We start from the raw sequence: 19,712 nt of genomic DNA, 5'->3' as shown, positions 1-19,712 counted from the left end.
TGTAAGTTTGTTTTATCAATTTTATGGCAGAATATATTCTTGACAACGTCAATATCAGTACACTTTCCGTATACGACCTGCTGAAACATACCTCAGACAGTGCATTTATCGGGATCAGGGATTTCCGCGATATTTATCCTGTTGCTATCGAAAACAATTCAGGAATATTTACCAGGCAATCTTCACTACAGGATTTTCCTATGGTTAGTATAAGCAGGGTCGGCAGCTCATTGTTATGCTCTTGTACCTGTGACAATGAAAAAGATCAGCTTTGTTCCCATCAGGCGGAAATTATCCATTGTATCTTAGAAGATAAAAATTACCGCCTTTTTTTCGATGATATTTTCCGTAAAAAGGCATTGCTTCTCAAAGCAAAAGGTTATGGTCTGGAAAGCGAGCCGGATCTGGATCTGTATTTTGAGCTGAAATATACTGATGGGAAAATTGAGATCCTGCCCAGAATCAAGGAAATGCTTCCTGTGGATGATGTCATTTTAAAAAGAGATCTCCTTCCCCAGCATCCTTCTAAACTGGACAAACTGGCTGTCCTCGAAACCGGCAAAAAACAACTGTTGGTGATGGGTAAACACCGGTATTACAATCACCTGACCTTCTCACTGATGGAGGCAGAAACAACACAGTCAGGAAAGATCAAAAATCCGGTAAACCCGGTTGATGCCATGCAGCTGATTTGGAAAGCTGAAAAACCTGCGGAAATCAAATTTTATACAGCTATTGCTGCATTTCAGAACAATTATAATGAAGACTACAACCCATCAGAACTGGAAGCTTTAAAGCTTATTGTACAGAACCCTCTGAAACTGGATGTGTATTATCATAACCGGGAAATCGCAGAAACGGTTTCCGCAAAGTCACTTTCCCTGGTTGAATTAAACACTTTAGATGCCGAGATTCAATTAACTGTATTTAAGAAAGATCCGTTTTATGAAATAACCGGAGAACTGCAGTTTAATGATATTTCCATACCATTTGGCAATGTCATTCTCAGAAATGAATATTTTGTCTATAACCGTAACACTTTCAGCTTTGTATATGATTCGGACATGCTTAAAATCATCAGGTTCTTTAAGGCCAACAATGAGATTTTGCTGGTCCATTCTTCTAAATACGAAGCATTTACGCAGAATATCCTCTCTTCTATAGAGGAACGTATCCATATCAATTACAGCTATATACAACCCGCAACAAAAGCACAGCTTGAAGATAAGAATTATCAAGTTGAAAAAGTAATTTATCTCCGTCAGCAGGAAAATTATATAGGAATCACACCCGTTATGAAGTATGGAGATGTAGAAATTCCCGTGTATTCCAGAAAGCAGATCTTTGATACTGATCAGAACGGAAACCCATTTAAAATAGAAAGAAATGAATCTGCAGAAGCCCGCTTTACCTCTTTGGTTATGCAGCAGCACCCTGATTTTGAAGAACAGATGGGAGGCTATCAGTATTTTTACCTTCACAGAGATAAGTTCCTGGATAACAACTGGTTTCTTGATACGTTTGAGATCTGGAGAAATGAAGGAGTAATCATCCTTGGCTTTAACGAGCTAAAAAACAATAAACTAAATGCTCACCGGGCTAAAATCAATATTCAGATTACCAGCGGACTGGATTGGTTTAATGCCAAATTAAAGGTAGGATTTGGACCTAAAGAAGCTTCATTGAAACAACTCCACCGGTCCATCCGAAATAAAAGCAAATTTGTCCAGCTGGATGATGGCAGCCTGGGAATTCTCCCTGAAGAATGGATGGAAAAGATCTCCGCTTATTTCAGGGCAGGAGAAATTGATGAAGAACTTTTAAAGATTCCAAAAATCAATTTTACCGAGGTGACATCCCTGTTTGAAAAAGAAGTTCTGAGCAAAGAAGTTCAGGAAGAACTCAACTCCTATTCTGCAAAGTTTTCAAAAGTAAAGAACATTCCGGAAGTCGCTGTTCCTTATGATCTGAATGCCAAGCTCAGGGATTACCAGCATGACGGGCTTAACTGGCTCAACTTTCTGGATGATTTCAACTTCGGCGGATGCCTTGCCGATGATATGGGACTTGGAAAAACCATTCAGATCATAGCTTTTATTCTTTCACAGAGGGAAAAAAGAGGACATACCACCAATCTGATTGTAGTTCCCACTTCTCTGCTGTTCAACTGGCAGGAAGAGATCAGAAAGTTTGCCCCTTCGGTAAAAGTTCTCCTTCATTATGGTGCAGACAGGCCTAAAACAACGGCTCATATGGCTGATTATGAAGTTGTCCTTACTACGTACGGGATGCTCCTTTCAGACATCCGGTTTTTAAAAAACTTTAATTTTAATTATGTTTTTCTGGATGAGTCACAGATTATTAAAAACCCCAATTCAGAAAGATATAAAGCAGCACGCCTTCTTCAATCGAGAAACAGAATTGTACTGACCGGTACTCCTGTCGAAAACAGTACTTTTGACCTTTACAGCCAGCTTTCTTTTGCGTGTCCCGGGCTGCTGGGAAGCAAACAGTATTTCAAAGATATCTATGCGGTTCCTATCGATAAATTTGAGTACAGTAAACGTGCGTTAGAGCTTCAGCAAAAGATTAAGCCATTTATCCTCAGAAGAACCAAGAAACAAGTAGCCAGAGAGCTCCCGGATAAAACTGAAACCGTGATTTACTGTGAAATGAATACGGAACAGCGTAAAATCTACGATGCCTATGAAAAAGAACTTCGCGAATTCATTGCAGCCAACGATGATGATGACCTGAACAAAAACAGTATGCATGTCCTTACAGGTCTTACCAGGCTCAGACAGATCTGTAATTCGCCTGTTTTGATGAAAGAGGGATATTCCGGTGAAAATGCAGTTAAAATCGAAATTTTAACAGAACAGATCCTGGGAAAATCAAAAGATCATAAAATCCTTGTTTTCTCCCAGTTTGTCGGAATGCTGGATCTTATAAAAACTGGGCTGGAACGTCACAATATTGAGTTTGAATATCTGACAGGACAGACGAAAGACAGAGGAGAAAAAGTAGCTAATTTTCAGAACAATGAAAATATCCGTGTATTTCTGATCAGTTTAAAGGCTGGCGGTGTAGGTCTCAATCTTACTCAGGCAGACTATATTTATCTGGTGGACCCCTGGTGGAATCCTGCAGCAGAAAATCAGGCTATCGACCGCAGCTACCGTATAGGACAGACCAAAAATGTAATTGCTGTAAGAATGATCTGTTCCAATACCGTGGAAGAAAAAATTCTTACCCTTCAGAAAAAGAAAAAAATCCTGGCTCAGCATCTGCTTACCACTGATGGAAAAAAACTTCAGGGGCTGTCTAAACAGGACCTCATGGATCTGCTTGAATCCAGCTCATAATATACATTTCTTTATTTATGGCTTATAAAACAGATGAGTTATTTACAGTTTTTTAAAAATAAAAACCGACAGGGTAAAAGGCCTGTCGATTAAAAAACAAAAATTGATATGGATATGATTTAGATATGATGTGTCTGCTGTACTATTTTTTCTGAATTCCTTGCTGCGTTACTGAAGAATGCTTTAAAAATGATTATTTATTTTTCCTGAGGCAAATTTATATTTATTTAGAATTAATAAAAATAATAATGCAATGATATTTATCATCCAATGAAAAATAACTTCATATGATTAGAAAAAATATATTTAACAGCAGATAACCAATACAATATAAATAAACAGACCCATCCTGAATTGATTCAAGAAAGGTCTGCTCTATATAATAGTAATCTAAGTATTAAACTGTTTAGCTCATATTTTCAATAAGAATTGCAGAAGCTCCTCCTCCTCCATTACAGATGGCAGCTATACCGTATCTTCCTTTTTCCTGACGAAGTACATTGACGAGAGTGGTAACGATTCTTGCTCCTGAAGCGCCAATAGGATGTCCCAAAGCAACGGCTCCACCATATACGTTCACTTTACTGAGATCATAGCCGAGAATTTGCTGGTTGGATAAAATTACTGAGGAATAGGCTTCATTTATTTCGAAAAAATCAATATCAGATAAAGCAAGCCCCGTGTGTTTCAGAATTTTCTGAATCGCTACAGAAGGAGAAGTGGTAAACCACTCCGGAGCCTGGGCTGCGTCTGCATACGCAACGATCCTTGCCAACGGATTCAGGTGATGACGTTCCAGGGCTTCTTTAGATGCTAACAGCAATGCTGCGGCTCCGTCATTCAGATTACTGGAATTAGCAGCGGTCAAAGTTCCATCTGCTTCAAATGCAGGTTTCAGCAGTGCTATTTTCTCAGGAATGAGCTTATCAATATCTTCATCCTGATCAACAATTGTTGTTCCTTTTTTTCCTTCAACTGTTATCTGGATCAATTCATTGTTAAACTTTCCTTTTTTGGTAGCCTCCTGAGCTCTTTGATATGAAAACAAAGCATATTCATCAAGCTGTTTTCTGGTTAATCCATACTTTTTCACACCCAATTCGGCTGCACTGCCCATATGGAAATCATTGTATACATCCCACAAACCATCTTTTATAAGACCATCTGTAAGACGGGTGTCCCCAAGTTTTGTTCCCTGTCGGAGCTTAACATAGTGAGGGACATTGCTCATACTTTCCATTCCTCCTGTCATAACGATATTATCTACTCCAAGCTGGATCTGCTGGGCGCCAATCATGGCTGATTTCATTCCGGATGCACAAACTTTATTGATGGTTGAAGCATCTTTGTCAACCGGAATTCCTGCAAAAATTGCAGCCTGTCTTGCCGGCGATTGCCCAAGGCCTGCACTCAATACATTTCCCATATAAACACTGTCTACATACTCCGGAGAAAGTCCGATACTTTCATATGTATTCTTTATTGCTGTAGCCCCCAACTGAGAGGCTGTAAATCCAGACAGACTTCCCATAAAACCACCAACAGGTGTCCGTTTTACTGCTGTTATAAATACTTCTTTCATAGATTTTATTTTTACAAAATACCGATCGGTATATTTATCATTAAAAAAAAGCCCTTTCATTTTTAGAAGGAATACAACAAATATAATAAAAATATACCGGTTGGTATATTAGTAAAGAAAAAAAAATCTTACTTTTTAGGGTAAGACTTCAATTTTTATGATCTGCTCAACTGATCCAGTTTCTTTAACAGTGTGGGTATTCTGTAAGTACCATGCATTTTTTCCAGCATTCCTTTGGCTTCATCCACATCAATTCCCCTGGCAGTAACAAAAAGCGGGGTTTTGCTTTCCCCACGGAATACGCTTCTACGCTGGGAATCCGGAGTTGTAAATTCATTTTTTGCAACTCCAACAATAGGACATTTGATTTCCAATGCTTCGTAAAGATGTCCTCCTAAACCGATCTTTCCGTCATTATCCAAAGTGACATATCCGTCAACAATAATAATATCTTCGGGTCTTAATGCTATTTTTTTCAGCAGACTTAAAATGCAGGGTAATTCTCTCTTGTAAAAGGCTCCGCTTTCATACTCCGACCCCACAGGTGTTTGCTCTATAAAAGTTTCCACTTCTTTTTCAGATGTCCAGTCATCAAATGCAATACATACCGTATTGGCATAATCCTCATAATAGTAAGTATCAAACGCGTAAATCATATTTTATTCTTAAAAAAATTCACCGAAATGCCATAAAACCCCTGACGGGTCATGTACAAAACATTCTTTTCCCCAATCCATTGTTCTTACGGGGGTCAGCTTTACATTTTCATATTTGTCTGTAAGTCCCAAAGACAATAGTTCGATCCAGAAATCATCTGTGCTGGCAACTTCTACAAAAATCATGGTATTGTCAACCCAGTCCTTTGTATAATAATCCTGAAGATAAAAACCTGTTTCTTCTCTTATAAATAGGGATAGCTTTTGTTCCAGAACAACTTCTTCAAATCCCAGATCCCTGTAAAAGCTTCTGCTGATCTCAAAGTTCTGAGCCCCGATAAAAGGTCTGATGGATTTTAATGTTGGCGTCATAGTATTTGTATTTTTCCCCACTCAATTCCTCTCTGAAATAAAACGGGTGATTATTTTCTGTCGACCGTGAGTCTCTCTTCCCGGTTGGCAATATCCCAAGCTGTGGTAAAAATAAGCTGGGTTCTTTTTTCCAGCAACTGGTAATCAATCTTTTCAGGATCATCTGTCGGTTTGTGATAATCTTCATGAATACCATCAAAGAAAAAGGCTACCGGAATATTATGCTTGGCAAAATTATAATGGTCTGAGCGGTAGTAGAGCTGCTCAGGGTCATTCAAATCATCATATTTGTAATTCAATTCCAGGTTATTGGTTCTTTTATTCGCCGCTTCATTGATTACTTTAAGCTGAGAACTCAGCATGTCAGAGCCAATTACATACACATACTGTTTTCCCCGGTTGGCAGGATCATCACGCCCAATCATATCAATATTAAGGTCTACAACGGTATTGGCTAACGGGAAAACAGGATTTTCAGAATAATATTCAGAACCAAATAACCCGTGCTCTTCTCCGGTAACATGAAGGAATAAGACAGATCTCTTAGGTCCTTTTCCTGATTTTTTAGCCTGCTGGAATGCTTTGGCAATTTCCATTACGGCAACCGTTCCGCTTCCATCATCGTCTGCTCCGTTGTATACCACTCCGTTTTTTGTTCCTACATGATCATAGTGTGCAGAAACGACAACAATTTCTTCCGGTTTTTCACTTCCTTCGATAAAGGCCAGAATGTTTTCGGAATCAGGAAGATTACCTCCCCCTCTTTTTTTCATGAAGTCAGACGGAACTTTCTGATAGTAAGAATTTAATACCTTAGGTGCTGAAATACCCAGATTTTTATAGTAATTAACGATATACTCACCCGCCTTTTTCTGCCCTTTGCTTCCGGTGTCCCGCCCCTCCATATCATCTGCTGCTATTACATAAAGGTTTTTCTTCAGGTCTTCTGCATTAATGGCCTCATATGCCTTGTTAAATGCTTTATCATGCTTCTTAGAAACAGGATGGGACGCGTTCCCATCAGATATTTTTGCCGTTCCGCAACTGGTCACTAACGCCATTGCCAATAACGGGATAAGTATTTTTCTCATAAAGAATAAATTTCTTAAAAATAACAATTTTTATCGAATCATAATCTGGTTAGTGAATCTGACAATTTAAAAAACTCTTCGTTATAAATTTAACAGCATATCAGTTTCAAATATAATTTGATATTAGAATTTTATTATATTTGATGAAAATACAAAATAGATGGATGAAATTTACGGATTTACTCATTACTCTTTTTTTACAGAAATGTCTGAACTGGCAGCCAAACACGGAAGCTATGATCTTTCTCTGGGACTTCCCGATTTCGATATTGATGAACGTCTGACATTTTTTTTAAAAGAAGCTGCAGAAAAGGCTACCTATCATTATGAGCCTCTTGCCGGAAATCCTCTCCTGATTGAAAGTATTATTCATTTCAACGCGAAACGAATCCATAAAATTATCATTACGGCTGACGAAATCACTGTTGTACCTTGTGCAACCTTTGCTTTATATACTTCCCTCAAATCAATTCTTAATCAGAACGATGAGGTTATTATCATTCAGCCATCTTATTACACCTATGGACCTGCGGTTGTGATGAATGGAGGAATTCCTGTCTATTATGATCTTGAAAACGATTTCAGTATCTGCTGGGACCGTTTTAAAAACTGCATTACTGAAAAAACAAAAGCCATCATTGTCAATTCTCCCCAGAATCCCACCGGAAAAGTATGGAAAAAGGAAGACTGGCATCAGCTGTATGAAATGATTAAAAACCGGGATATTTATCTGGTTTCCGAAGAAATATATGACACTTACTGCTACGATGAGACCGATCATTACAGTTCTTTCATTCATCCTGAGCTTAGAGAGAAGACATTTTGTATTTTTTCTTTTGGAAAAATGTTCCATACTTCCGGATGGAAAGTCAGTTATATACTTGCTCCTGAAGCTTTGACAGCAAAATTCCGTTGCCATCAGCAATATATCTCTTACAGTGTCAATGCTCCGGCTCAATATGCAGTAGCTATGTATCTTAATGTGTTCGAGCCGGATCGCAACAAAAAAGTCATGCAGAAAAAAAGGGATATTTTCAATAATCTGTTGCAGGAAACTTCTCTACAGATTGAGCACCAAACAGAAGGAAGCGTTTTCCAGATCGTCAATTTCAGAAGTGTTTCCAAAAGCATGACAGATGTAGAATTTTCGAGATGGCTTACCGTTGAGAAAAAGGTATCCTGCCTCCCACTTTCTGCTTTTTATAATGCAAGACAGAATTCGGATTACGTCAGGTTCAGTTTTGCTAAAAAAGATGAACTGATTATCCAGGCATTAGAGCATCTGAAAAAGAATCTTTAATTTTCCTACATGGCTTTTCCCACAGATTAGATTACCCAGATTTTTACAGATGATTGTAGGAATTTTCTTTTCCATGTTTTTTAACTTAACCAGAATAGATATGAAAAAAGCACCGCCAGAGCGATGCTTTTCAGTATTTTTACATTGATTTTAGAGCGCTAAAACTCTTACATCAATTCTTCTGTTTTTTGCTTTACATTCATCAGTGTCATTAGCTTCACATACCGGATGTTGAGATCCATATCCTTCAGCTTCTATTCTGTCTGCTGAAACTCCCAGCTCAAGTAATTTAAGCTTAGCGGTTTGTGCCCTTAGGCTGGATAACTGAAGATTGCTTTCTTCATTTCCACTGTTATCGGTATAGCCTCCTAATTTTATTTTCAGATCAGGATACGCATTTAAAATTTCAGCCAAGGTGTTTAACTGAAGTTCATAACCTGGTTTTAAATCGCTTGAGCCTGTTTCAAAATAAAGGTTTTCAATGGTATACCACTTATTAGGATCTAAAACAGATTTATCTTTTTGTTTAACAGCGTTATATAGCTGATAAAGCTGGCTTCCGTCTCCTATAGCAATTGTTTTTCCTCCATCCAGTTTTATTTTCTGGATATTGCCTGTTTCGTATACAAAGTCTCCGTTTTCATTAAGGTGTCCCTGAACCTGACCCGGAACAACCTGAGCTGCATTAGAATCTGCAACTACAGTGGCATTTGCGGATACTCTGGTAAGACTTTCAATCTTTGCTTTTCTGTTTGCCTCAATTTTATCTTTATGCAATACTGCTAAAGTAGGTGCAATCACTAAGGAAACGATTGACATTAATTTGATCAGGATATTCATCGACGGGCCAGATGTATCTTTAAACGGATCTCCAACAGTATCTCCTGTTACCGATGCTTTATGAGGTTCTGAACCTTTATAATAAGTCTGCCCGTTGATATCCACTCCTTTTTCAAATGATTTTTTAGCATTATCCCATGCACCCCCTGCATTGTTCTGAAACATTCCCATCAAAACACCACAAACTGTAGCTCCTGCCAAGAATCCTCCCAGTACTTCAGGTCCGAAAATAAATCCGATCAGTAAAGGTGAAATGATAGCAATAGCTCCAGGTAACATCATTTTTCTGATAGAGGCATCGGTGGAAATAGCCACGCATTTTTCATATTCCGGCTGCGCTTTTCCCTCTAAAATTCCCGGAATTTCCCGAAACTGCCTTCTTACTTCTTCTACCATTGCCATTGCAGCCTGTCCAACCGCTGTAATGGCCAAAGATGAAAAGATAAAGGGAATCATTCCGCCAACAAACAGCCCTGCCAGAACATCTGCTCTGTAAATGTCAATACCATCAATCCCTGCAATTCCTACGAAGGCCGCAAATAAGGCTAAGGCGGTCAAAGCGGCTGAAGCAATGGCAAATCCTTTTCCGGTAGCTGCCGTTGTATTCCCTACGGCATCCAGGATATCTGTTTTTTCACGTACTTCTTTAGGAAGCTCACTCATTTCAGCAATACCCCCTGCATTATCTGCAATAGGCCCGAAGGCATCGATAGCCAGCTGCATAGCTGTAGTAGCCATCATACCTGCCGCTGCAATTGCAACTCCGTAAAGGCCTGCACAGAGATAGGAACCATAAATACCTCCAGCCAATACAATAATCGGAAGCAAGGTAGACTCCATACCAACGGATAACCCTCCGATAATGTTGGTTGCGTGTCCTGTAGAAGACTGTCTCACAATACTGGAAACCGGTCTTTTTCCCATAGCCGTATAATATTCTGTGATAATACTCATTAAAGTTCCCACAACCAATCCTACCATGATCGCACCGAATACTCCCATTTTAGTAAACTCGTGGCCTCTCAAAACCATTTTTTCGGGAAGAATATAGGTTACCAGGAAATATGATGCAATGGCAGTAATAACGATACTGCCCCAGTTTCCAAGATTCAGCGCGTTCTGTACGCTGGATGTTGATGAGCCTTCATTATCATTAATTTTTACAAATAAAGTTCCAATCATTGAAAATATAATTCCTGTTCCTGCAATCAGCATGGGTAAAAGAATCGGGGCAAAACCTCCGAAGGCATCATCAGAAACAGTTTCTCTTCCTAAAACCATAGTGGCAAGCACTGTAGCAACATATGATCCGAAAAGATCGGCTCCCATTCCGGCGACATCTCCTACGTTATCTCCTACGTTATCTGCAATTGTTGCAGGATTTCTTGGGTCGTCTTCCGGAATCCCGGCTTCTACTTTTCCTACAAGATCGGCCCCTACATCAGCCGCTTTTGTATAAATACCACCTCCTACTCTTGCAAAAAGGGCTATAGACTCTGCTCCGAGAGAAAATCCGGTAAGAATTTCTATGGTTCGTTCCATTTCGTGAGAATCTACGGTAGCATCCGGAGCAAAAATCTGCTTAATAATCAGAAACAGCGCTCCCAGTCCTAAAACAGCCAGCCCTGCAACTCCCATTCCCATTACTGAACCACCGGTAAAAGATACTTTAAGAGCTTTTGAAAGTGAAGTTCTTGCCGCTTCCGCAGTCCTTACATTGGCTTTGGTAGCGATTTTCATCCCGATAAAGCCTGCGGATGCTGAAAATATGGCTCCTACCACGAAGGCAATTCCGATACTCCAGTGAGAGTTGGCATTGCTGGATCCCATTACTGCCAGTAAAATGGCGACCACTACGACAAAGTACGTTAAGATTTTGTATTCAGCCTTTAGAAAAGCCATTGCACCGTCTGCAATATGCCCGCTGATTGTTTTCATTTTTTCATTTCCGGCATTCTGTTTATTGACCCAGTTGCTCTGAAGAAATGTATAAATCAAAGCTACGACACCAAAAATTGGCACTAACACAAATAGATCCATAGTTTAATATTTTTTTGGTAATAGAAAATTAAATATAATAAATAATTACCAGCAAAGCATTAAAAAATATAACAGTTCTGTTTTTACGGGCTGAAAATCAGAAAAAAACAATATGACTGTATAAGAATCATTATGATTAAAATTATTGAAAAAAGTCCTGAAAATGACTGGAAAATTGACGGTTATATCATAAAAAAGGATAGACAACGGCTGTCTATCCTTTTTTGGTATTGAATTAAGAAGATCTTATCCTCCGAATTTATCTGCATAATCTATTTGAGAAGCTTTAATCACTTTTCTTGCATGTTCTGCACCGTAAACTTCCTGAATTCTACATTTTGCCGGTTCATCCGGTAGGTTTTTGTATGTAAGGAAATAGTGCATTAATCTTTTTACTTCCGCTTCTGGTAATTCAGCAATATCTCTGAAGTGTCCGAAAGCATGGTCATTGATCATTACTGCAACGATCTTGTCATCAGCTTCTCCCCCGTCGATCATTTTGAAGCCACCGATTGGAATAGCTTCCATCAATAGACCTCCGGCATGGATATTGTGAGAACTTAAAACACAGATATCAAGCGGGTCATGGTCTCCCATAGTCACATCATCAGCTCCGGCTTCTACAGCAAGCTTCATCACCTCATTATCACAGTATGTTCTTGGAACAAAACCATATAAAGCCGGGATAATATTAGAAAATTTCTGCGGCCTGTCTACCTTTAAATATCCTGTTTCTTTATCTACTTCATATTTAATAGTATCTGAAGGAACAATTTCCACAAATACATTTACAACATTTGGCGCATCTTCCCCTGCAGAAATTCCGTGCCATGGATGTGCTTTAAAATTTGGAATCATTATTTATCTGTTATTTTTTAAGTTATTATTAAAATTTCTTTTCTTAAATCTTCTATGGTTTCAGCAATATAGTCGTTGCCTTCCATATAGTTCATGATGAAAATCGTTTTGAATTCATCCAGCTGGACCTCTCCTTTCAATCCGTCATAGGTCTTGTGAAGCAGTTCGATGATTGCATTTTTAGAATCTACAATATTCTTCCATGAATTTTTTGTGATGTAAAGCTGCTGTGAAGAGTTATATTCGAATTCTTCATGGATTGCTTTTTCTGTAAGGAAAATAAACTCATGAACAGCCAGTTCTCTATCAAATCTCTGAATAAGGTTTGAAGGCTTTATTCTGTCCAGAAACAGAGTCATTCTTTCATAGGAATGTGCTTTGTTCTCTGAATTTGATTTCACACTAAGCAGTTTGATTTCCTGATTTTTAAGGGTAATGTATGAATGTACAAATTGTCGTAGCAAAACCAAAAAAGGAATTGCAATAATTAATGCAAATGCATACGGTAGATATCCTGAAAGATTCATCATAATTTTAGACTGCAAAATTACTAATTATTTTCCGTCTTCTAAAGAGTTTTTAAAGATATCCACTTTAGAATTCTGTATATAGATCAATGCAAGCATAATGATGAGATAAAAGCCCAGCATCATCCTGTTGACCAGGGAGGGAAAAACCAGAAATCTCAACATGACTGTAGCATAAATAGCAGCAAAAAATAAGACCTGAGCCTGATTTTTTTTGTCCCTGAATGAAAAACGGTTGGCCAGAATAACCACAATAAAAATCAGCAGAAGAGGAAAATATGAAGCATTGAACTCCAGCATCACTTTGCTTTTAATAAAATGAATATAGTCTGACAATAAGAACGGATCAGGCTGCGACACAGGATAAATCTGAACTTTGGTAAACTGATTCATAAAAAGTGTGGACCATGAGACCTGGTTAAAAGCCTGTATCAGGAAGAAGGAAAGAAAAAGATATCCGTAAGAGATCAGTATTGGAACGGTCTTAATCTGAAGTTTGTTTTTATAAAGATAGATCAGTGCATACAGAAATGAATAGAGAATAAAATACTCCGGCCTGGTCAGTACGCATAGCATGGCAAATATACCAGCTGAAAAAAAATGCTTTTTAACAGAAAATGCATAAAAACTTAAAAGCAGAAGCAGGCAAGATAAAGAATCTGCAGAAGCATGCCTGCTTGATTCTAAAAGAGGTTTGAACAGAGAGATTAGAATTGTTATGATCAATGCCAGGGGATAATTTTTCAAAATCCTGATCAGAAAACTGAAAATCAGGATGATAATCAGGGCATAGGAAATTATTGAAATTAAAAAAGTAGAAGCAGAGGCACTGAATCCCAGTTTAAAGAATAGCCAATTAATGAAATTATAGAAAGGTTTTACCACAAAAAGCTGCAGTTCTTCTTCATAGGCTTTAGGATTTTCTGATAATATTTTATAATAGGTACGCTCTCCTTCAGCAACTTCCTCAGCCATGGGATTCACAGGACCTAACCCGGCGAAATCAGGATTCTTTTCTCTCAGTTCAGCATAGACTTTCCGGTGAATCTCTTCAATTTTCATTTCGGGATATTCCGTTTTATAAATCAGTCCCATGTATGCTTCCATATCCGTATTGTAATACTGGTGGGTATACAGGTAGTATGACATAATGCATACATAGATGGAAAATATAAAAACAAGAATATTCCTTTTTTTCATACATGATATATAAGGACACAAATGTAAAAAAACTATCTTTTTAAATCTGCATTCTTATAAAAGCTTTTATACCTTAAGGAATCAGCTTAGATTAAAGTTCAAACAGGGCCGGTCTTTGGGTTACTTCGTGATAGCATACACTGTTTTCATCAAAGAAATGGTACACAAGACTTTTACGGGTTCTGTTTTTATCGGTATGAGGTTCACCACCATGAAGAATATTGGCATGCCATATCAGCAGATCGCCTTTTTTAGCTTTAAAAATCTCTTTTTTTAATCCCAGCTCTTTTACTTTGTCTTCAAGGAAAGTCTCGTAAGCCCTGTAACTTTTTTTGCCAATTTTTAAGGCAGTTCCTTCATTATCATAATCCGAATTCAGGAAATATGGAAGTTTATGGCTTTTAGGAATATAATGTAAAGCTCCGTTTGTTTCATCCACATCCTCCAGCGCAATCCAGACTCCCAGTAAACCTCCCAATGGGTAGGTTGTCATGTGAATGCTGTCAGAATGTGTTTTCTGCTGGCTCCCGTTAATGAAATTTATGCTTTGGAAAAGTTTGGATTTACCATCCAGTAAAACAGATAAAAAGTCTAACAGCTCTCTGTCACTCCCTATATTTTTAATGATTTCTGAATGATGGATGGCAAACATCAGTTTTCCGCCATAAATGAACTTCAAAGTTCCATCTTTCATCAGTTTATCAATTTCCATATTGATCTGATCTGCTGTCTCCGGAGTAAGGTAATTCCTGAGAATCATATACCCGTTATCGTCATATTGAAGAGCGCTTGCTTTATTTTCTTCAGACAGCTTCTTAAAAAAGGGGGTTTCCGTAAGCTTTGTATAGTCTACTTTTCTTTCACTGGCAGGCAGATGGGCAAAATCCTTACTTGAAATGCTTGAAAAATAGCTTTTATTGATTCCGTATTTTTTATACAGTGGAATATTATGCTTTAACTTGCTCTTTTTAAAAAGGTTATAAAGCATATAGGAGAGTTTGTACTGACGAATCTGTTGTAACATAACTGTTTTGCTAAGGATTTTATAAAGTTACGGAATATTACTTAATTAGAACCAATCTAAACAATGCTTTTCATCATAAAAAAGACTTTCCACCCAAGATAAGACAGCCCAGCTTTTTAAAAAGGTTCTTTTTTGAATTTTCAATGATGCCATAAGGTTTTAACTCTGGGCGGAATCCTCTGAAAAACTCTTCAATATTGGGAAGTTCACCTCCTTCGAAATCAAAGATATGAGTTTCGATATTTTCTTTGATGACATGGTCTATCAAGACGGATGCTCCGGATAATTTAACGTAATCCTTATCATTAAAATTCCCAAGAAGCGCCACCATATTACCATCTCTATAAGTAGCAATTACATTGATTATCCTGTGCTGATAGTAAAAAGCAGTAAACTTAAGATATCCTGATCTGTGAAAACTTTCAAAAATCCTCATAAAGTCAGGCAGATCACTGTCTTTGCTTAATCCCAGGGTATTTGCTTCTATAAAGATCTTTGCCTGATCATAAGAAATGATTTTGATTTCCGAATCTTTTAAAACAGATTCATCTAACCTCAGTTTCCGTTTTCGCTTTGGAGAATACCTGTTGTAAACTTTCTCATAAGAATCAGGATACAGCAAAAAATTTTTTTTGATTCTGAGCTTTGTACGAAGCTGGTTTATATCATTGAACGGGTAGGCCCTGATCATGTAATTTCTTTTCAGAAATTCTAAAAAAGCCTCATTAAGATCCACATTATCCTTATGGGAAAACACACCAAGCTGCTGGCACAGTTTAGGATTGTGCACGATTTTCAAGCCGTATTTTCTTACAAAAGGTACAGGCATTACTGCTTCATAATCTTTATAGACGAGAATTTCCCACGGAATCGTTGAAGCAGTATCTAAAAAGTCTTTAGTAGCAGAATATTTTCTTTGTTCAGAATTTTCTAAACATTGAGCATATTTTACAAAATCAATTTCATTGTATTTCAATCTTCTAATCATAATAATCCTTCGTCCGAGAAACTAAAATAAGAATCCTGTGTAATGATAATATGGTCTAAAAGCTGAATACTTAACGTATTTCCTGCTTCTTTTATTTTTTGGGTAATGTTGATATCTTCCCGGCTTGGTCTTAAACTTCCGGACGGATGATTGTGGGCAATGATAACACCCGTTGAGAAGTGATCCAATGCTGTTTTATATAAGATTCTTACATCTACAATAGACTGGCTTATTCCTCCCTGGGTCAATTGTGAAATATGAATTACTTTATTGTTACTGTTCAGGAAAACAGCCCAGAATTCTTCTGTCCTCAAATCAGAAAGCTGGTTTTTGAGAACCATATAAGCGTCATGACTGTTGCCGATAATTGTTTTTTCGGGAATTTCCTGGATAGCTCTTCTTCTGCCGATCTCTAAAGCTGAAATAATTGAAATGGCTTTTGTAACTCCAATTCCTTTGAATTTCATCAGGTCTTTAACAGAAAGCAGGCTCAACTGATGCCAGTTATTGTTGACTGAACTTAAAATTTTACGGGCTAATTCTATGGCATTTTCATCCTTATTCCCGCTCCCCATTATGATAGCCAGTAATTCAGAATCAGAAAGTGAGCTTTTGCCTTTCTGCAAAAACTTTTCTCTGGGTCTGTCATCTTCTGCAAGAAATTTTATGGCCATCGAAATAGAAATATTATAAATTAATAGAATGCATATAAGATCATGGGTTTTACTGACTGATCAATATATCTGGATGTTTCTTTAAAAGCGTTTACTGAAAGCATAGGACATCCCAAGCTCAAACATGCCGGAGTCTCGGATTCCACATCAGGAATACAGCCGTAAGAATGAAGAACAACTGCTCTCTGCATAGCATTGCTATTGGTAGAATCCAAGCCTTTTAAACGGTAAGCCTTGCCAAATTTACCTATATAACTTTCTCCAATAACATATTTCCCCAATGAAGACTGGTAAGAACCTTCAGTATTACTGAATCTTAAAGCATCTGACCGGGGAATAACGGAACCCGAACCGTGAGAAACAACAGCTTGCTGTACAATAGTATTCTTTTTAAGATTATAAACAAAGTACCTGTATTTCCCGGAAGAAATTCTAAAATTGATAAAAACAGCCAGTTCCTGATTAAAATCCTTTCCTTTAATATAATTTTTGACCTCCAAAATTTTTGACTGTGGCACGCCTATGGGCTTCAATTGCTGAGATTCAGCTTTTGAGCAGGAAATTATAATTAAAAAAAAGAAAATAAAGTGTTTCATCATCCGGTGCTATCAATGTTACTCTATAATCATACCGTCCTTCATGACAAGTTTACGGTCTGTGATTTCTGCCAGATTCGGATTGTGCGTTACAATCACAAAAGTCTGGTTATATTTGTCTCTAAGATCGAAAAATAACCTGTGAAGATCATCTGCATTCTTGGAATCCAGGTTACCTGTAGGTTCATCTGCAAAAATGATTTTTGGTGAATTGATTAAAGCTCTTGCTACAGCCACCCTTTGTGCTTCTCCACCGGAAAGCTGATTAGGTTTATGATTCAGCCTCTGCTCTATCTTTAAATCTTCGAATAAAGCATATGCTTTTTCAATAGCTTCTCTTTCATTGGCTCCGGCTATTTTTGTCGGAAGCAGTACATTTTCCAGTGCTGTGAACTCCGGAAGAAGCTGATGAAACTGAAATACGAAACCGATATTCTGATTTCTGAATTTCGACAGCTGCTTATCATTCATGTTAATAAATGACTCTCCTGCTATTTCAATTTCAGTATCATATTTGTTTGATTGAGTCGGGTGATCCAGCGTTCCTAAAATCTGAAGCAATGTAGACTTACCTGCTCCTGACTCTCCTACAATAGAAACCACCTCTCCTGTTTTGATTTGAATATCAACACCTTTCAGTACCTCTAAATTCCCATAAGATTTATGGATATTTCTTGCTTTAATCATGATTCAAAAATAGTGAATTGCCTGCAAATAAAAAACCGCTTTTTGAAACGGTTTATATTTTATTTTGCTTTTAAAGATATCCGATTTTTTTAATCCATTTATATGAGTCTTTTCTATTAATTTTTTTAATTATTTTCTTCTTTTTTCACTGGTGAAAATTATATATAAAGATTATTTCCTTTTATACTTTTTTAAAACTTTAAGGTTATTCAATAACAAGAAAACCTCCCGAATCATTCAGGAGGTTTTATTATTTTTAATTTAGAAAATTACAGTAACAAGGTTAATGGACTTTCTAAATAGGTTCTTAATGTCTGTAGGAACTGCGCACCTGTAGCACCATCCACTACTCTGTGGTCACAAGCCAATGAAAGCTTCATCGTGTTTCCAACTACAATCTGACCGTCTTTAACGATTGGTTTCTCAATGATTGCTCCTACTGAAAGGATGGCAGAGTTTGGTTGGTTAATGATACTTGTAAATGTTTCGATACCAAACATTCCTAAGTTGGAAATAGAGAATGTAGATCCTTCCATTTCGTTAGCTTTAAGACCTTTGTTCTTAGCTCTTGAAGCCATATCTTTTACCGCTGCAGAGATTTGGGTATACGTCATCTGATCTGTATTTTTCAATACAGGAACTACCAATCCATCAGGAATAGCCACCGCTACACCAATATTGATATTTCCTCTGTGGATGATCTTATCCCCTGCCCAGCTTGAATTTACCTGAGGGTGTTTTCTCAAAGCAATCGCAGTGGCTTTAATGATCATATCATTGAAAGAGATCTTGGTATCTGGTAAAGAATTGATTTCTTTTCTTGCTTCAATCGCTTTATCCATATTGATCTCAACCATCAGATAGTAGTGAGGAGCAGAGAATTTACTTTCAGAAAGACGTTTTGCAATCACGTTTCTTACCTGAGAGTTTGGAGTCTCTGTATCTTCGCCCTGTACAAAACTTACTGCAACAGGAGCAGCGCTTGCTGCAGGAGCTGAAGCAGGTGCTTTTGCAGCCGGCTGATAATTTTCGATATCTTTTTTAACAATTCTTCCGTTTTCACCAGATCCCTGAACACTGTTGATGTCAACCCCTTTATCCTGAGCCATTTTCTTAGCCAGTGGAGAGATGGCTACTCTGTCAGAAGATGAAGAACTTATAGCCGGAGCTGCTTTTTCTTCAGTTTTAGCTTCTGTTTTTTGTTCAGCTGGTTTTTCAGTTGAAGCAGCAGCTTTTGGAGCCCCTACAGCGGAAACATCTGTTCCTGCAGGACCTATAATTGCCAATACTGAATCAACAGGAGCTGCACCACCTTCTTCTACTCCCTGCTTCAACAGTACTCCATTGAATTCAGATTCGAAATCCTGTACTGCTTTATCAGTCTCGATCTCAGCAAGAAGATCTCCTTCTTTTACTGTATCACCTACATTTTTATGCCATTTAGCTACCTTACCTTCTGTCATTGTATCAGAAAGTCTTGGCATTGTAATAACTTCTACCCCAGCCGGAACTTCTGCAGCAGCAGGTGCAGCTGTTTCAGCTTTTGGCTGTTCTTCTGATTTTTTTTCTTCAGTACCTGCAGCAGGAGCAGCAGCTCCGCCTGTCAATCCTGAAATATCCTCTCCTTCATTACCGATAATTGCTAAAACAGAATCTACAGCAGCAGCTCCACCTTCTTCTACACCTACGTATAAAAGAGTACCTTCTACTTCAGATTCAAAATCCTGAACCGCTTTGTCAGTTTCAATTTCAGCTAAAATATCTCCTTCTTTTACTTTATCTCCTACTTTTTTATGCCATTTTGCCACTTTACCTTCCGTCATTGTATCGGACAGGCGGGGCATCGTAATTACTTCTGCCATAATCTATATTGATTTGAGATCCGAGATTTGAGATTTGAGATTTCAGAAAT

At 37.8% G+C, this 19,712-nt stretch carries 16 protein-coding genes; 2 read left to right on the top strand and 14 right to left on the bottom strand.

Annotated features, from left to right (window positions below; all coding sequences use genetic code 11):
* Nucleotides 1–23 precede the first annotated feature (23 nt).
* Complete coding sequence (locus CRS_RS02035) at nucleotides 24–3,365, top strand: DEAD/DEAH box helicase (RefSeq protein ID WP_142722417.1); 3,342 nt, start codon at nucleotides 24–26, stop codon at nucleotides 3,363–3,365.
* Between the two features lie 406 nt (nucleotides 3,366–3,771).
* Here CRS_RS02035 and CRS_RS02030 read toward each other — a convergent pair whose 3' ends face one another.
* From CRS_RS02030 to CRS_RS02015, 4 genes are all read right to left on the bottom strand, one after another.
* The gene (locus tag CRS_RS02030) at nucleotides 3,772–4,947 is read right to left on the bottom strand and encodes an acetyl-CoA C-acyltransferase (protein WP_142722416.1); all 1,176 of its coding nucleotides are present in this window, start codon (nucleotides 4,945–4,947) and stop codon (nucleotides 3,772–3,774) included.
* A 155-nt stretch (nucleotides 4,948–5,102) separates the two neighbouring features.
* Nucleotides 5,103–5,603 (bottom strand): endonuclease V, encoded by a 501-nt coding sequence (locus CRS_RS02025; RefSeq protein WP_142722415.1) that lies wholly within the window; start codon nucleotides 5,601–5,603, stop codon nucleotides 5,103–5,105.
* A 9-nt stretch (nucleotides 5,604–5,612) separates the two neighbouring features.
* The gene (locus CRS_RS02020; RefSeq protein ID WP_142722414.1) at nucleotides 5,613–5,975 is read right to left on the bottom strand and encodes a glyoxalase; all 363 of its coding nucleotides are present in this window, start codon (nucleotides 5,973–5,975) and stop codon (nucleotides 5,613–5,615) included.
* A 50-nt stretch (nucleotides 5,976–6,025) separates the two neighbouring features.
* Nucleotides 6,026–7,066, bottom strand: coding sequence for a M28 family metallopeptidase (locus CRS_RS02015; RefSeq protein WP_142722413.1), 1,041 nt, complete (start codon nucleotides 7,064–7,066; stop codon nucleotides 6,026–6,028).
* Between the two features lie 160 nt (nucleotides 7,067–7,226).
* Here CRS_RS02015 and CRS_RS02010 point away from each other — a divergent pair, with 160 nt between their 5' ends.
* Nucleotides 7,227–8,366: an aminotransferase class I/II-fold pyridoxal phosphate-dependent enzyme gene (locus CRS_RS02010; RefSeq protein WP_142722412.1), complete on the top strand. Its 1,140-nt coding sequence runs from the start codon at nucleotides 7,227–7,229 to the stop codon at nucleotides 8,364–8,366.
* A 150-nt stretch (nucleotides 8,367–8,516) separates the two neighbouring features.
* Here CRS_RS02010 and CRS_RS02005 read toward each other — a convergent pair whose 3' ends face one another.
* From CRS_RS02005 to CRS_RS01960, 10 genes are all read right to left on the bottom strand, one after another.
* Nucleotides 8,517–11,246, bottom strand: coding sequence for a sodium-translocating pyrophosphatase (locus CRS_RS02005; RefSeq protein WP_142722411.1), 2,730 nt, complete (start codon nucleotides 11,244–11,246; stop codon nucleotides 8,517–8,519).
* A gap of 246 nt (nucleotides 11,247–11,492) precedes the next feature.
* Entirely contained in the window at nucleotides 11,493–12,104 is a 612-nt protein-coding gene (locus CRS_RS02000; protein WP_142722410.1) for an inorganic pyrophosphatase, read from the bottom strand.
* A gap of 17 nt (nucleotides 12,105–12,121) precedes the next feature.
* Nucleotides 12,122–12,634 carry a hypothetical protein gene (locus CRS_RS01995; RefSeq protein WP_142722409.1) on the bottom strand — a complete coding sequence of 171 codons (513 nt, stop codon included), beginning with the start codon at nucleotides 12,632–12,634 and terminating at the stop codon, nucleotides 12,122–12,124.
* 24 nt (nucleotides 12,635–12,658) lie between these two features.
* Complete coding sequence (locus tag CRS_RS01990; protein ID WP_142722408.1) at nucleotides 12,659–13,831, bottom strand: hypothetical protein; 1,173 nt, start codon at nucleotides 13,829–13,831, stop codon at nucleotides 12,659–12,661.
* Between the two features lie 91 nt (nucleotides 13,832–13,922).
* Nucleotides 13,923–14,855, bottom strand: a complete 933-nt coding sequence (locus CRS_RS01985) for a phytanoyl-CoA dioxygenase family protein (RefSeq protein ID WP_142722407.1) — start codon at nucleotides 14,853–14,855, stop codon at nucleotides 13,923–13,925.
* A 73-nt stretch (nucleotides 14,856–14,928) separates the two neighbouring features.
* On the bottom strand, nucleotides 14,929–15,843 hold the full coding sequence (locus tag CRS_RS01980) for a GNAT family N-acetyltransferase (RefSeq protein ID WP_142722406.1): 915 nt from the start codon (nucleotides 15,841–15,843) through the stop codon (nucleotides 14,929–14,931).
* Complete coding sequence (radC, locus tag CRS_RS01975) at nucleotides 15,840–16,517, bottom strand: DNA repair protein RadC (protein ID WP_142722405.1); 678 nt, start codon at nucleotides 16,515–16,517, stop codon at nucleotides 15,840–15,842. Before radC ends, CRS_RS01980 begins: the two co-directional genes overlap by 4 nt.
* A 20-nt stretch (nucleotides 16,518–16,537) precedes the next feature.
* Nucleotides 16,538–17,017: a murein L,D-transpeptidase catalytic domain family protein gene (locus CRS_RS01970; protein WP_262711767.1), complete on the bottom strand. Its 480-nt coding sequence runs from the start codon at nucleotides 17,015–17,017 to the stop codon at nucleotides 16,538–16,540.
* A 114-nt stretch (nucleotides 17,018–17,131) separates the two neighbouring features.
* A complete protein-coding gene (locus CRS_RS01965; RefSeq protein ID WP_142722403.1) occupies nucleotides 17,132–17,800 on the bottom strand; it encodes an ABC transporter ATP-binding protein in 669 nt (222 codons plus the stop codon).
* A gap of 269 nt (nucleotides 17,801–18,069) precedes the next feature.
* Nucleotides 18,070–19,662 carry a 2-oxo acid dehydrogenase subunit E2 gene (locus tag CRS_RS01960; protein WP_142722402.1) on the bottom strand — a complete coding sequence of 531 codons (1,593 nt, stop codon included), beginning with the start codon at nucleotides 19,660–19,662 and terminating at the stop codon, nucleotides 18,070–18,072.
* Nucleotides 19,663–19,712: the final 50 nt, after the last annotated feature.

Source organism: Chryseobacterium sp. ON_d1 (assembly GCF_006829085.1).
GTDB lineage: Bacteria > Bacteroidota > Bacteroidia > Flavobacteriales > Weeksellaceae > Chryseobacterium.
Note: the sequence above shows the minus strand (reverse complement) of the source record. Positions and strands in the feature narration are given on the sequence as shown.

Excerpts from the sequence above, each read along its gene's own strand:
- CRS_RS02035 (WP_142722417.1), top strand. The coding sequence starts at position 24 with ATGGCAGAATATATTCTTGACAACGTCAATATCAGTACACTTTCCGTA.
- CRS_RS02030 (WP_142722416.1), bottom strand. The coding sequence starts at position 4,947 with ATGAAAGAAGTATTTATAACAGCAGTAAAACGGACACCTGTTGGTGGT.
- CRS_RS02025 (WP_142722415.1), bottom strand. The coding sequence starts at position 5,603 with ATGATTTACGCGTTTGATACTTACTATTATGAGGATTATGCCAATACG.
- CRS_RS02020 (WP_142722414.1), bottom strand. The coding sequence starts at position 5,975 with ATGACGCCAACATTAAAATCCATCAGACCTTTTATCGGGGCTCAGAAC.
- CRS_RS02015 (WP_142722413.1), bottom strand. The coding sequence starts at position 7,066 with ATGAGAAAAATACTTATCCCGTTATTGGCAATGGCGTTAGTGACCAGT.
- CRS_RS02010 (WP_142722412.1), top strand. The coding sequence starts at position 7,227 with ATGGATGAAATTTACGGATTTACTCATTACTCTTTTTTTACAGAAATG.
- CRS_RS02005 (WP_142722411.1), bottom strand. The coding sequence starts at position 11,246 with ATGGATCTATTTGTGTTAGTGCCAATTTTTGGTGTCGTAGCTTTGATT.
- CRS_RS02000 (WP_142722410.1), bottom strand. The coding sequence starts at position 12,104 with ATGATTCCAAATTTTAAAGCACATCCATGGCACGGAATTTCTGCAGGG.
- CRS_RS01995 (WP_142722409.1), bottom strand. The coding sequence starts at position 12,634 with ATGATGAATCTTTCAGGATATCTACCGTATGCATTTGCATTAATTATT.
- CRS_RS01990 (WP_142722408.1), bottom strand. The coding sequence starts at position 13,831 with ATGAAAAAAAGGAATATTCTTGTTTTTATATTTTCCATCTATGTATGC.
- CRS_RS01985 (WP_142722407.1), bottom strand. The coding sequence starts at position 14,855 with ATGTTACAACAGATTCGTCAGTACAAACTCTCCTATATGCTTTATAAC.
- CRS_RS01980 (WP_142722406.1), bottom strand. The coding sequence starts at position 15,843 with ATGATTAGAAGATTGAAATACAATGAAATTGATTTTGTAAAATATGCT.
- radC (WP_142722405.1), bottom strand. The coding sequence starts at position 16,517 with ATGGCCATAAAATTTCTTGCAGAAGATGACAGACCCAGAGAAAAGTTT.
- CRS_RS01965 (WP_142722403.1), bottom strand. The coding sequence starts at position 17,800 with ATGATTAAAGCAAGAAATATCCATAAATCTTATGGGAATTTAGAGGTA.
- CRS_RS01960 (WP_142722402.1), bottom strand. The coding sequence starts at position 19,662 with ATGGCAGAAGTAATTACGATGCCCCGCCTGTCCGATACAATGACGGAA.